We start from the raw sequence: 12,927 nt of genomic DNA on the forward strand, positions 1-12,927 counted from the left end.
CGGCAATCGCTGCTTCGCCGCCGGGTCCGCCGTCAGCGGCCGTATGCAATCCGCATTAGAATGCTGGTTTGACCTCAAGTCCCACCAACCGTCGACCAACATTCCCATGGCATACCAGACCATCGCTGACACCATCGGCAACACGCCGCTGGTGCGGCTGCAGCGCCTGCCGGGCGCGGACGCGGACGCCCGCAACAACGTCATTCTCGCCAAGCTGGAGGGCAACAACCCGGCGGGCTCCGTGAAGGACCGCGCCGCGATGTCGATGCTTACCCGCGCCGAGGAGCGCGGCGAGATCAAGCCCGGCGACACGCTGATCGAAGCCACCAGCGGCAACACCGGCATTGCGCTGGCGATGGCAGCCGCCATCAAGGGCTACAAGATGCTTCTGCTGATGCCGGAATACCTGTCGGTGGAGCGCCGCCAAAGCATGGCCGCGTACGGCGCGCAGATCATCCTCACGCCCAAGACCGGCGGCATGGAGTACGCGCGCGATCTGGCCGAGCAGATGCAGAAGGACGGCAAGGGCAAGATCCTGGACCAGTTCGCCAACCACGACAACCCGCGCGCGCACTACGAATCGACCGGCCCGGAAATCTGGCGTGACACCGACGGCCGCGTGACCCACTTCGTGAGCGCGATGGGTACCACCGGCACCATCATGGGCGTGTCGCAGTATCTGAAGGAAAAGAACGAGGCGATCCGCATCATCGGCGCACAGCCGGAAGAGGGCTCTCAGATTCCCGGCATCCGCAAGTGGCCCGAGGCCTACCTGCCGAAGATCTTCGACCGCGCGCGCGTGGACCAGGTGGAGAACGTGACCCAGGCCGCCGCCGAGCAGATGGCGCGCCGGCTGGCGGCGGAAGAGGGCATCTTCTGCGGCATCTCGGCCGCCGGTGCCTGCGAGATCGCGCTGCGCATCTCGCAGCAGACCGAGAACGCGACCATCGTGTTCATCGTCTGCGACCGCGGGGACCGCTACCTGTCGACCGGCGTGTTCCCGGCGTAGAGCAGGACTCCCGCGCAGCGCGGGGTCCCACACTGCGGCAGCGCGGCAGCGCGCCCGCGCGGGAAGGCCGCACAGTGGGAGCGTGCTCCCGCGCAGGACGGGACAATCGCATTGCGGCAGCGCGCCCGCACCGTCCCCAAAAACAAATCCCCGCCGCAGCGGGGATATCCAATAGCCGGAGCCAGCCTGCGCACGCGGCTGGCTCTTGGCTTTGATGCTTACTGCTTCTGCTCGCCCGAGCCGCCGTTGCCGGCCACCGGCTCTTTCGGCTTGAACTGCTTGTCGCTGATGCGGAACTTGTTGCGGCGGTCGCCCATCAGGTAGCGCAGGTCGCGGATGGAGAGGTCGCTCACCTCGTGCATGCGGATCAGCAGCGACGCGCCGACCGGCAGGCGGTGGTGACGGATCTTCGAGATCACCGGCGGCGCCACTTCCAGGGCCCGCGACAGCGCTGCGTCGTTCTTCAGACGCAGGTTCTCGATCAGGGTGTCCAACAAGCGGTTCGGATTGTACTGGAGCAGGTCATCGCCTTCCGAATCCTTGTTCATATCGATGCCGACTTGGTTTGTCATATCAATGTTCCTATAGGTTGTGCTGCCAATTCACTCGGAGCTCGCTGGCGATGGGTTCCGGGAGTAACACTACTTTAAAAAATATATATTCAATTGTACAAGCTTTTCCGACGCTAGTACTCATGAGCAATAAGACATCGGACCTTGGCGATGCGGTATTGTTGTCAAGTCGCAACATAGCCGCAATGCAATTCTCTCACAAAATCACGACGAGAATACTTGTTTTTGTAGAAAAGTTGAGTGTAAGACGAAGCCCGGCATGCCGCCATACTCTTGCTGTTCAGCTATTGCACTGACAACTTACGGGGGAGTATGGTCAATGACAATGAGGCATGACTGAAAGATACTGGGAGGGGGTATCCGGCCCGCTGCTGTTCCGGAACTGCTGAGTGAACGGTTACATCTCATTACAAAAAAGATGTCCGTACGGTAAGGCTCAGCTGGCCCGGGCAAGTTTGACGGCGCGCCCGAGCTCGATCACCGACATCGCGTAGAAGTAACTCCTGTTGTATTGCGTGATCGCGAAGAAATTGTCGGTGGCGATCCAGTACTCGGTCGGCTCCGCGCCGTTCTGCAGGTCGACCAGGCCGTAGAGCTGCTCGCGTGGCAGCGGCCCCGCAGCGGCCACGCCCGCGCCCGCCAGATCGTCGGCGGTGAAATGCGTCGAGAGGCCCGCGCCAATGAAGCGCTCCCACTGGCGGGCCGGCGACACGTCCGCGTGGTAGACGATGTCGCCCGGCTGGTCGCGCCGCCAGCCGTGCTGCACCAGGAAGTTGGCCACCGAGCCGATCGCGTCGGTCGCCGAACCGCGCAGGTCCACGCTGCCGTCCTGGTCGTAGTCCACCCCGTACTGCAGGATATTCCCCGGCATGAACTGCGGCATGCCGACCGCGCCCGCGAAGGAGCCGAGCAGCGAGAACGGGTCCATGTGGTTCTGGCGCGCGAACAGCAGCGTGTTCTCCAGCTCGCTGCGGAAGAAGGCCATGCGGGCCTCCTTGTTGGGCGTTTCGGGGTAGGCGAAGGCGAGGGTGGTCAGCACATCGACCACGCGGAACTTGCCGGTGTCGCGCCCGTACAGCGTCTCCACGCCCAGGATGCCGATGATGATTTCGGCAGGCACGCCATACTGCACCTCGGCGCGCGCCAGGGCTTCCGCGTTCTCGTTCCAGAAGCGCACGCCCGCGTTGATGCGGATCGGCTCGATGAAGCGCGCGCTGTAGGCCTGCCAGTTCTTCGGCTTGCCCGGCGGCGCGGGTTTGACCAGCTGCACCGCCGAGTCGATAAAGCGCGTCTGCCTGACCACGCCGTCGATCTCCTCCTGCGTGAAGCCGTGCTTGCTCACCATCGTGTCCGCGAACGCGCGCACCGCGCTCCACTCGCTGAAGTTGACCTCCTCGCCCGCGTAGTCGATGCGCGGCCGCGGTGGCTCGGCTTTCTTCTTTTTCGCGGCGGCGGCTTTCTTCTTTTGCGCCGCTTTGGTGGCGTTCGTGGCCTTGGTGGCCGCCGCCTTCTTCTGCGGCGGCTTGGCGCCGGCCGGTGCGCCGTACGACAGCGCGGCAATCAGAGGGAGGAGCAGGGCAAGGCGGGTCAAGGTCATCGTGATTCGTTCAGCAGTGTCTTCAAAGTGGCGGGCAGGTCAGGCGTGGCCGCGTGGGCCGCATACTTGTAGTCGCTGTACAGCGCCAGGAAGCGCAGGATCGCATCCCGTCCTTCCAGCGGCGCGGCGCGCACGCGCGCGGCGAATGCGGTCGGCCCTTCGTCGGGCGCGCGCACCAGGCCGCGCTTCCCGAGCTGCCTGCACAGGGCCGAGTATAGAACATCGATGGGGTCGCCTCGGGTGCGTTGCCGCACCTTGCGGCCGATTGCAGCCAGGATGGCGATCGCGAGAATGCCCAGCAGGGTGCGCAGGTTGCCGAACATGTCCGTCAGCGTTTCCATGACGCCGCGCTGGCGTTCCGGCGTGTAGTTGAGCACCCACTGGTTCCAGCTGTTGTTGATGGCGGAGAGGTGGAAGCGCAGGGAGGAGAACAGTGCATTCGAGTTGCGCAGCTCAACCAGCGTTTGCAGGCCGGGAATGCCGAACGGCGCGGGCGGCGTGATCGCGCTGGCCAGGCCGCGCCGCACGCGTTCGGGCGCCACCGCGGCGGTCGGATCGACCCGGATCCAGCCGCGGTTGCGCACCCAGACCTCGGCCCACGCGTGCGCGTCGGACTGGCGCACGGTCACGAAACCATCCACCGGATTCAGCTCGCCGCCCTGATAGCCCGTGACCACGCGCGCGGGCAGGCCGGAGGCCCGCATCAGGAACACGAACGCGCCCGCGTAGTGCTCGCAGAAGCCGGCGCGGGTACCGTACAGGAAATCGTCGATGGTGTCGTTCCCCGGCAGCAGCGGCGGCTCCAGCGTGTACACGAAGCTCTCGCGGTGGAAGCGCCGCAGCACCGCAGCGATGCGCTGCTGCGGGTCGGCGATCTGCGCCAGCTCCGCGCCCCAGGCGCGCGCGCGCGGGTTGGTGTTGACCGGCAGCTGCACCCAGCGGAACGCGTCGTCCAGCTCCGGCTCGGCCTCCAGCTCATAACTGGGGTAGGACACCGCGTCATAGCGCACGCGCTGGGCCAGCGGGCGGTCGGTGGCGATTTCGAATTCGCGCGTCACGCCGATCTGGTGGCCGGGCAGCTGCGGCATGCGCGCGGGCAGGTCGAGCGCGAACAGCCAGCGCGCGCTGGCCGCTTCCAGCGTGATCTGGTGGCGGATCGGCGGACCATGCAGCGTCACGGCGGCCCGGGTCAGGCGCGTGCGCCGGCCACGCGTCCAGGTGCGGCCATCGAAGTCGGACAGCACCACCGCGCGCCAGTACAGCTGCTCCTGGGCCGGCATCGGGTCCAGGAAGTGCACGCGGAAGGCCGGGTCGTCGTTCTGCGCCAGGCTGGCCATGTTCCCTGGGGCCATCTGGTCCGATAGGCCGGTGCGGCCCGCGCCCGCGTCGCCGGGCATGCCCCACAGCGGGCCGGTCACGCGCGGGAACACCACGAACAGCACCACCGCCAGCGGCACCGCGCAGCCCACGATGATGGAGCCGAGCAGCAGGCGGCGGCGCAGCGGCGGGACCTGGCCGGTGAACTGGAAGGTCAGCTGCGCCGTCACCAGCACGATCAGCGACAGGAACATCATCGCGCCGGTGCCGATGCTCTGCGAGTAGAGGAAGTTGGTGAGCATGATGAAGAAGCACAGGAACACGACCACGAACAGGTCGCGCTTGGCGTGCATCTCCAGCATCTTGAAGGCCACCAGCATGGCCAGCATGGCCACCCCGGCATCGCGCCCGAGGATGGTGTGGTATTCGCGCAGGATGCCCGCCATGGCCAGGCAGGCGGCGGGCAGCAGGATGATCGAAGGCGGCAGGCGCTTGCCGCGCAGGGTCAGCACGGTGCGCCACAGCAGGGTGGCGGCGCAGACCAGCGAGACCCACAGCGGCAGATGCCCCATCTGCGGCAGCAGCACCAGCAGCGCCGCGCCGATCAGCAGCAGCGTGTTGGATTTGTCGCGGGTGAGGCGGGTGTGCCAGCTTTCGGAGGAGATCATGCAGTCCGGTCAGTCGATGCAACCGGCACACTATAGCATTCGCCTCCGCGGGAGAAGAGCCCGGCCGCGGAGGGCGCGAGGCTGCGCCCCGGCCGTGGTGGCCGGAGCTGGGAGAGGTGCCGCGTCAGGCGGCGCGGCGGCGGCGCGCCAGGGCGGCGGCGCCGAGGGCCACGCCCATCAGCAGGGCGGAACCGGGTTCCGGGACCGGGGTGACGTCCGCGCGTTCCAGGATGGCGAACGACAGCACGTTGCTGGCGGTGCGGTTCTGGTCGTTGAAGGGGCCGAACAGGCCTTGGAACGAATTGCCCGGCGTGTCCAGCCAGCCCGTGTAGGCTGAGTACAGGTCCGCGGTGGAGCCGAAGGCCAGCACGAAGCCGTTCTGGCCGGCAGTGTTGCTGCCCGGAGTCACGTCGAAGCCCGTGGAATTGGCGGTGTTCAAGATGATCTGCGCGGCGTCGCCGGCCTCAGTCTCGTCGGTGAAGATGAAGCCGGGGAATCCAGTGCCGAACACCTGGTTGAACGTAGTGTCATTCCCCTCCTGCCAAAACGTCACGTTGTAGTGGTGGCTCCCGATTTCCACCCCGTTCATGGTGGTGCTGACCAAGGCAGCGGATGCGGGAGCGGCGACACCGACGAGCAGGGCAGCGGCAGTCAGGAGAGCAGGCAGGAAGCGCATGGTGAGAGTCCTTGAAAGTTTTGCTGCTGTCAAGCAAGAAATATGCCTGTCGTCACTACCCGTTCTAAATCAATAGCTTATTGAGCTACCGCAACCGGCACTCCCACCAACTGTCAAAAACCTCGACACCGGGGACGTACCCTCGTCCCAGCGCGGGGTACGTCCCCATGTTGAGCAAATGGGCCGGATTATGCGGAAGCGCCGAAGTCATTGATTTGCCAGCAGAATCAAATAACTGGTCCGCGCCGACATGTTATTTCTTCAGCGATTTCCTACAGCGCTAATCCGGGGTACGTCCCTGCTCTGGGAGCGGGGTACGTCCCCGGTGGGGAGAGATTAAATATTCGCTTGAATGGGTTCGCCGGGCTGGCCGTAGAGGGCCAGGGCGCGCAGGCAGGCGGCGCGGTGGGCGTCGCCGATGGAGGGCGGGTATTCCAAGGCGCCCAGTTTGAAGGCGTAGGGCAGGGCGCGCTGCTCGGCGTCCAGCACCCAGCGCGCCATGCGCGAGAGCCGCGCTTCGACATCCAGCTGGGCGGGCAGGGCGCCGAAGTCGAGCACCAGCTCGTCCGCCGACCCGCCCTCGAAACTCTTGGTGACCAGCGCCCCGCCGAGCGCCGGGTCGTGCCGCGCAATCTGGCGCCAGGCCAGGTGCCGCATCGAGTCGCCCGGCTGGTAGCTGCGCACGCCGGCGAAATCGTCCTGCCCCGCGCTGCCGTACCCTTCCGGCGTGGGCGTGCCCACGAAAGGCAGCGGCGGGGCCACCGGTTCGGGGAAGGGGTAGACCAGCGCCCGCGCGGCCGGCTGCCAGTACGACCAGGCGCGGAACAGCCCCAGCGGAAAGCGCGTGATCAGGCGCACCCGCGGCGCCGGTAGCCAGCCGCGCTCGCGCGTGGGCAGGGCCAGCACCACCGACGTGCTGCCCTCAGCGGGTGCGTCGATCACGTGGCGCGGGTCGCCGGCCTCCAGGAAGTCGATCCAGATTGCGTAGCGGTCCGCCTTGCGCGGATTGCGCACCAGGACTTCGAAGCCCGCTTCCTCGCCCGCGAACACCGCCGGCACCCGCCCCGGCGCCAGCTGCAGCCATGCGAGGTTGCGGTTGGTGAGCACCATGTCCACCACCGCGCACATCCCGGCGGTGAAGGTCAGCGCGAAGCCCAGCCCCAGCGTGTAGTTGATCGAGCCGATGAGCAGCATCAGTAGCAGGAGGCAGAACCCGAAGCCTGCCTTGGTCGGCACGATGAACACGCGCCGTGGATTGAGCGTGACCTCGCCCGGCTCCGCCTCGCGCAGTTGGAACAGCCAGGTGCCCGCGCGGCGCCTGAGGGACTCGTTCACGGCCCGCAGCATCGCGTCAGAGCGGGACGGACTTCTGCAGCTGCAGCACCAGGTCGCGGCTCGCCAGCGCCACCCCGTGCGTCGACTTCAGCGGCCGCAGGCGGTGCGCGCACACCGGCACCAGCACGGCCTGCACATCCTCGGGGATCACGTGGTTGCGGCCTTCCAGCGCGGCCCAGGCGCGCGCGGCCTGCACCAGCGCGATCGACGCGCGCGGGCTCAAACCCTCGGCGAAGGTGCCGTTCTGGCGCGAGGCGTGCGCCAGCGCCTGCACATAGTCGATCAGCGACGCCGACGTGTGGATGTTGCGCAGCGCCTGCTGGGCCGCGACCAGTTCTTCCGGCTGCATCGCGGCGGGCAGGGACTTGAGCATCGCGCGCCGGTCCTCGCCCATCAGCAGCGCGCGTTCGGCGGCGGCGTCCGGATAGCCGAGCGAGAGGCACATCAGGAAGCGGTCCAGCTGCGACTCGGGCAGCGGGAAGGTGCCCACCTGGTGCGCCGGGTTCTGCGTGGCGATCACGAAGAACGGCTCCGGCAGCGCGCGCGTGACGCCTTCCGCCGAGACCTGGCGCTCCTCCATCGCTTCCAGCAGGCCGGACTGGGTCTTCGGCGTGGCGCGGTTGATCTCGTCCGCCAGCAGCACCTGCGTAAAGATCGGCCCCGGATGGAACACGAAGCTGTTTTGCTCCCGCTCGTAGATCGAGATCCCGGAGACGTCCGCCGGCAGCAGGTCGCTGGTGAACTGGATGCGGTTGAAGCGCATGCCCAGCGAGATGGCCAGCGCATGCGCCAGCGTGGTCTTGCCGACGCCCGGCACGTCCTCCACCAGCAGGTGGCCGCCGGCCAGCAGGCAGGTCAGGGCCTGGCGCACCTGCAGGTCCTTGCCCACCACGACCTGGCTGACCTGGCGGGCGACGGTATGAAGTTTGGCGAACATGAAGTCCTGTGCAAAGAATGAGTCGTGGTCTCGCGTGGTACGATTCTAAGCGAAACCGAGGTCTCCCCAGAACGATCCATGAGCACAGCAATATACAGCCATCCCGACTGCAAGCGCCACGAGATGGGCGACTGGCACCCCGAGTCGCCGGCCCGCCTGCAGGCCATCGAGGACCAGCTGATCCTGGCGCGGCTGGATGGCCTGCTGGAGTCCCGCAGCGCCCCGCTGTGCGACGAGGCCGAGCTGGCCCGCAACCACACCGCCAACGCCATCGCCATCGTGCGCGATCATGTGCCGGAGCCGGGCGAGTACTACCCGATCGACGGCGACACCTCGCTCAATCACTACAGCTGGCAGGCCGCCCTGCGCGCCGCCGGCGCCGCGGTGGCGGCCACCGATGCCGTCATCGCGGGCGAGATCTCGAATGCCTTCTGCGCGGTGCGCCCGCCGGGCCACCACGCGCGGCCCAAGGAACCGATGGGCTTCTGCCTCTTCAACAACGTGGCCATCGCGGTGCGCCGCGCCCTCGACGTGCATGGCCTGGAGCGCGTGGCCATCATCGACTTCGACGTCCACCACGGGAACGGCACCGCCGAGAGCTTCCGCGCCGACCCGCGCGTGCTGATGGCCAGCTTCTACCGCCATCCGTTCTACCCCTACTGCGACCCCGAGCCCATCACCGCCACGCAGGTCAACGTGCCAGTGCCCGCCTACAGCGGCGGCGACGTGATCCGCAAGCTGGTGCAGGACCAGTGGCTGCCCGCCTTGCACGCCTTCCAGCCGCAGATGATCTTCTTCTCGGCCGGCTTCGACGCCCACCGCGACGACGACATGGGCGGCCTCGCGCTGGTGGAAGCCGACTACGCCTGGATGACCCAGCAGATCATGGCCGTCGCCAGGCAGTACGCCCAGGGCCGCATCGTCAGCTGCCTCGAAGGAGGCTACGACCTCTCCTCCCTGGGCCGCAGCGTGGTGGCACACCTGAAGGTGCTGGCCGAACTGGACTGAGGGCTGGATCCGGCGCTGTTACAAAAGTCCCATTCTTAACAACGCCCTCAACCACGGGCTTTTTCGCCACAACGGCCATGGCCTCAGGAGCCAAAAACCTGACCTCTTGGCGTGCGCATTGACTCGCGTCGAACTCCGTCGCACAGTCGATTCACTCAACCGCACGGAGGTCCACCATGGTCAGCTTTGCCCGCATCTGCCTCGCCCTTGTCCTCGCCCTGTCGGCGAGCCTCGCCAGCGCCACCAACTACACCTTGTGGATCAATGGCCGAACGGGCGGCGGCACCATCGGGAACTACAACAGCTGGACCTACTGGGGACCCGAGGCCACCGCCGCGGGCGTGAACAAGAAGTCGGTCAACTGGGACGGCTACAACAGCATCTCCAACCAGAACTATCACGTGCGCGACGCGCTCGACTGCTTCTGCACCGGCTCCAACTGGTGCTACATCGCCACCCACAGCGCCGGAGACCTGATCCTCGGCTACACCCTCGCCAACTACGGCAGCTCGGCGCGCCAGAAGAAGAACGCCACGCCCAATTCCGCGGGCGTGTGCGGCGCCAGCGACGGCACTTCGCAGACCGGCTGGAATATCAAGTGGGTGCGCACCGCGTCCGGCGCGGGCGGCGGCAGCGAATTGTCGGATGCCGGTTCCTGGGCCCTCACCGAACCGCTGGTCAAGGACCTGAAGACCACCACCGCGCGCGCCATGTACAACCACAACGACACCAAGGGCGTCTGGTTCTACATGTACGCGGGCGCCAAGGGCACCCTGTACTCCGGCATCCTGCCCGGCCAGGACGACGAAGCGGTGGCCTACCACAGCACCGGCGGCGTGTCCGGCAGCTCGGGCGGCTCGTGGTGCAATCCCAGCGACTGGTTCTGCAATGACCTGACGCTTGGCACCGCGGCCAACGAAGGTGGACGCGCCAAATGGAGCTACCACTCGGTCTCCTTCCGGGACGATAATGAAGCCTACAACCACTACACGGGTGGCAACTGGGGCGGCATCGTGGGTGTCGTCCGCGGGGCCATGGTGAATAGTGCCCAATAAACGGGTGAAGATCGCCGCCGCGCTGGGCGTGGCGGCGGCCGTTCTTGGCTGGTGGGTGGTGTCCCGCGAGGCGCCGGAGGAGGGCGCGCCCGTGCAGGCCGCCGCCGCTGTGCCGCAGTCCGGCCACATGCCGTTCTTCGCCGCCGCCGCGGTGCAGTCCGCACCCGGTGCCGCGGGCACCGAGCGCGCCGTCCGCATCGCCCAGCTCAAGGAGCAGCTGGCGCTCACCGACCACACCTACTGCAGCTACAAGAACAATACGCGCTACCCGCACAGCTCGCGGCCCATCGCCGAGCAGCCGGACCAGGTCTACCCCAACAAGCAGGTGACAGACACGCACCCGATGCGCCTCGATGGCGGCGGCGTGGACCGCGCTATCCAGATCCAGACCTCGCAGTCGCGCGTCTTCATGGCCTCCGGCGAGACGGTCGAGTTCTCGTTGCGCGCGGTGGACAGCAACGGCGCCCCGCAGCCGCTGGTGGTCACCCGCGCGCTCGCCAAGGGCATCGTCTTCAACGGCCGCAGCACACCGACCGTGGTGGTCCCGTTTGCGGACGACGGCACCGGTGCCGACGCGGTCGCGGGCGATGGCGCCTTCTCCGGCGCGCTGGCCCCGGCGCAAAGCGCCCTGGCCACCTTCAACGGCACCGTACGCACCATCGTCAGCTACAGCGTGAACGGCCGCGCGGGCTCGGTCATCTTCGACATCATCTATTCACCGGAACTGCCTGCTGTGTGGGCGGGACCGCCGCGCGAGGTCAACGAGAACGGCTCGCTGGTTTACGTCCTCAAGGCCAACGTGCGCATGGCCGGGCGCTACATCGTCACCGGCCGGGTGGACGATGCGCACGGCCAGCCGTTCGCGCTCGCTACCTTCAACGACCTTCTCACCACCGGGCCGCAGGAGATTCGCCTGCTCGTCTTCGGCAAGCTGCTGCACGACCAGAAGCCCGCCATGCCGCTGACCCTGCGCGATGTCGATGGCTATCTGCTCAAGGAAAACGTCGATCCCGACCGCGCACTGATGCCGCGCCTGCAGGGCAAGGTGCTGACCGGCAGCTCGCGCTCACCCAGCGCCTATTCGGACGCCGAATGGCAGGGCGAGGAGCGCACCCGCTATATCACCGAGTTCGGCAAGGACCTGCAGCTGGCGCGCAGCGAGCTGGCCAAGCTCGATGCCGGCGCGGTGGAGAACTTCCAGACCGAGTGCCGCTGAACGAAACCAGCACCCAGCGGTCGAACCCCGAACCCCCGGATCGTTCAATCACAGGGAGGTTCGCATGCTTCTTCGTCTGGTTCGTTTTGGGCTGATCGTCACCTTGCTAGTCGCGGCGGGTGCGGCGAGCGCCATCAACTACACCCTCTGGATCAACGGCCGCACCGGCCTACCGCAGCAGCGGCGGCGTCGCGGGCACCAACGGCGGCGCGTGCTGCAATCCCGGCGACTGGTTCTGCATGACCTGACCTTGGGCCAGGGCCGAACCAGGGTGGCTGGCCGAAGTGGGATGGCTATTACGTCATCTTCCGCGACGACGGCGAGGACGACGACCATTACAACCGAAGTAGCGGGGCCGGGATTGTCGGCGTGGTGCGGCAGGCGGTCGCGAATACCGCGCGGTAGGCCGCTTTGCTGCCGCTGTGAACGGCGGAGCCGGTACAATACGCGCTTTCCCAGTTTGCCCCCGAAAGCCCACATGCCTGCTATCCAATGGTTCCCCGGCCACATGAACGCCGCCCGCAAGAAGGCGGAAGAGACCATGGAGAACACGGACGTGGTGATCGAAGTGGTCGACGCCCGTCTTCCTGCCGCGAGCAGCAACCCGATGGTCGAGAAGCTGCGCACCTTCCGCAGCCGCCCGTGTCTCAAGATCCTCAACAAGACCGACTTGGCGGACCCGCAGGCCACGGCGGAGTGGATCAAGTTCTACGAATCGCAGCCCAACGTCACCGCCTATGCGATGACGACCAAGAAGCCGGCGGACGTGAACAAGATCCCGTCGCTGTGCAAGAAGCTGGCCCCGCACCGCGGCGTGCCGACCAAGCCGCTGCGCATCATGATCATGGGGATTCCCAACGTCGGCAAATCGACCCTCATGAACGCGCTGCTGAAAAAGCGCGTGGCCAAGGTGGGAGACGAACCCGCGGTCACCAAGTCGCAGCAGCGCATCTACCTGGACCAGTTCACGGTCCTCACCGACACCCCGGGCCTGATGTGGCCCAAGATCGACATGGACAGCGACGGCTTCATGCTCGCCGCCAGCCATGCGATCGGCACGAATGCCGTGATCGAGGAAGAGGTGGCGGTGTTCCTGGCCGAGGTGCTGCTGGAGCGCTACCCCGAGCTGCTGACGGCGCGCTATGGCTTCAAGACCGAGGGCATGGATGGCGTGGCCGTGATTGAAGGCGTGGGCGCGCGGCGCGGCTACCGTGTCAAGGGTGGCGACCTCGATTTCGAAAAGTCTGCGCACACGCTGCTGCTGGACTACCGCACCGGAGCGCTCGGCCGCATCTCCCTGGAGACCCCGCCATCGCGCGCCGTGCGCCTCGCGCAGCACGCCGCCGAAGTCGCCGAAAAAGCCGCCCGCGACGCCGAACTCGCCGCCGAACGCGCCGCCGACCGCGCCCGCGGCAAGCGCCCCACCTGAGTCGCCTCCCCAGCGCAGTGCCCCACGCCAACGCCCCGGTATCGAAATCCACTACCAATGGGATGGACGCCCCCACCCTAGATTTACGGCATCGAAGTGCCAAAGTGG

At 66.8% G+C, this 12,927-nt stretch carries 11 protein-coding genes; 5 read left to right on the plus strand and 6 right to left on the minus strand.

All coding sequences use genetic code 11. The annotated features are described in order from the left end of the window. Positions 1-106: 106 nt before the first annotated feature. Positions 107-1,009 carry a cysteine synthase CysM gene (gene cysM, locus E4L96_RS15125; RefSeq protein WP_135208056.1) on the plus strand — a complete coding sequence of 301 codons (903 nt, stop codon included), beginning with the start codon at positions 107-109 and terminating at the stop codon, positions 1,007-1,009. A gap of 218 nt (positions 1,010-1,227) precedes the next feature. Here the strand turns inward: cysM and E4L96_RS15130 are convergent, their stop codons facing one another. The 6 genes from E4L96_RS15130 to E4L96_RS15155 form a co-directional block, all read right to left on the minus strand. Next, complete coding sequence (locus E4L96_RS15130) at positions 1,228-1,581, minus strand: hypothetical protein (RefSeq protein ID WP_135208057.1); 354 nt, start codon at positions 1,579-1,581, stop codon at positions 1,228-1,230. 436 nt (positions 1,582-2,017) lie between these two features. Continuing rightward, positions 2,018-3,178, minus strand: a complete 1,161-nt coding sequence (gene mltB / locus E4L96_RS15135) for a lytic murein transglycosylase B (RefSeq protein WP_135208058.1) — start codon at positions 3,176-3,178, stop codon at positions 2,018-2,020. Further along, positions 3,175-5,163: a transglutaminase TgpA family protein gene (locus E4L96_RS15140; protein WP_135208059.1), complete on the minus strand. Its 1,989-nt coding sequence runs from the start codon at positions 5,161-5,163 to the stop codon at positions 3,175-3,177. Before E4L96_RS15140 ends, mltB begins: the two co-directional genes overlap by 4 nt. A 124-nt stretch (positions 5,164-5,287) precedes the next feature. After that, a complete protein-coding gene (locus tag E4L96_RS15145) occupies positions 5,288-5,839 on the minus strand; it encodes a PEP-CTERM sorting domain-containing protein (RefSeq protein ID WP_135208060.1) in 552 nt (183 codons plus the stop codon). Between the two features lie 336 nt (positions 5,840-6,175). Then, on the minus strand, positions 6,176-7,186 hold the full coding sequence (locus E4L96_RS15150) for a DUF58 domain-containing protein (RefSeq protein WP_135208061.1): 1,011 nt from the start codon (positions 7,184-7,186) through the stop codon (positions 6,176-6,178). A gap of 4 nt (positions 7,187-7,190) precedes the next feature. After that, positions 7,191-8,111, minus strand: a complete 921-nt coding sequence (locus E4L96_RS15155; protein ID WP_135208062.1) for an AAA family ATPase — start codon at positions 8,109-8,111, stop codon at positions 7,191-7,193. 78 nt (positions 8,112-8,189) lie between these two features. On the opposite strand from E4L96_RS15155, the gene E4L96_RS15160 reads away from it, so the two are divergent. The 4 genes from E4L96_RS15160 to ylqF all read left to right on the plus strand — a co-directional run bounded on the left by E4L96_RS15160 (position 8,190) and on the right by ylqF (position 12,819). Continuing rightward, positions 8,190-9,119, plus strand: a complete 930-nt coding sequence (locus tag E4L96_RS15160; RefSeq protein WP_135208063.1) for a histone deacetylase family protein — start codon at positions 8,190-8,192, stop codon at positions 9,117-9,119. 176 nt (positions 9,120-9,295) lie between these two features. Then, positions 9,296-10,174, plus strand: a complete 879-nt coding sequence (locus E4L96_RS15165; protein WP_135208064.1) for a hypothetical protein — start codon at positions 9,296-9,298, stop codon at positions 10,172-10,174. Positions 10,175-10,178: 4 nt separating this feature from the next. Continuing rightward, complete coding sequence (locus tag E4L96_RS15170) at positions 10,179-11,390, plus strand: choice-of-anchor X domain-containing protein (protein WP_229414511.1); 1,212 nt, start codon at positions 10,179-10,181, stop codon at positions 11,388-11,390. Positions 11,391-11,868: 478 nt separating this feature from the next. Continuing rightward, positions 11,869-12,819, plus strand: a complete 951-nt coding sequence (gene ylqF, locus E4L96_RS15175) for a ribosome biogenesis GTPase YlqF (RefSeq protein WP_135208066.1) — start codon at positions 11,869-11,871, stop codon at positions 12,817-12,819. The last annotated feature ends 108 nt before the right edge of the window (positions 12,820-12,927 follow it).

It is taken from the genome of Zemynaea arenosa (assembly GCF_004614185.1).
GTDB lineage: Bacteria > Pseudomonadota > Gammaproteobacteria > Burkholderiales > Burkholderiaceae_D > Telluria > Telluria arenosa.

Bases quoted from the DNA above. Each gene is read 5' to 3' on its own strand.
- cysM (WP_135208056.1), top strand. From the start codon at position 107: ATGGCATACCAGACCATCGCTGACACCATCGGCAACACGCCGCTGGTG.
- E4L96_RS15130 (WP_135208057.1), bottom strand. From the start codon at position 1,581: ATGACAAACCAAGTCGGCATCGATATGAACAAGGATTCGGAAGGCGAT.
- mltB (WP_135208058.1), bottom strand. From the start codon at position 3,178: ATGACCTTGACCCGCCTTGCCCTGCTCCTCCCTCTGATTGCCGCGCTG.
- E4L96_RS15140 (WP_135208059.1), bottom strand. From the start codon at position 5,163: ATGATCTCCTCCGAAAGCTGGCACACCCGCCTCACCCGCGACAAATCC.
- E4L96_RS15145 (WP_135208060.1), bottom strand. From the start codon at position 5,839: ATGCGCTTCCTGCCTGCTCTCCTGACTGCCGCTGCCCTGCTCGTCGGT.
- E4L96_RS15150 (WP_135208061.1), bottom strand. From the start codon at position 7,186: ATGCTGCGGGCCGTGAACGAGTCCCTCAGGCGCCGCGCGGGCACCTGG.
- E4L96_RS15155 (WP_135208062.1), bottom strand. From the start codon at position 8,111: ATGTTCGCCAAACTTCATACCGTCGCCCGCCAGGTCAGCCAGGTCGTG.
- E4L96_RS15160 (WP_135208063.1), top strand. From the start codon at position 8,190: ATGAGCACAGCAATATACAGCCATCCCGACTGCAAGCGCCACGAGATG.
- E4L96_RS15165 (WP_135208064.1), top strand. From the start codon at position 9,296: ATGGTCAGCTTTGCCCGCATCTGCCTCGCCCTTGTCCTCGCCCTGTCG.
- ylqF (WP_135208066.1), top strand. From the start codon at position 11,869: ATGCCTGCTATCCAATGGTTCCCCGGCCACATGAACGCCGCCCGCAAG.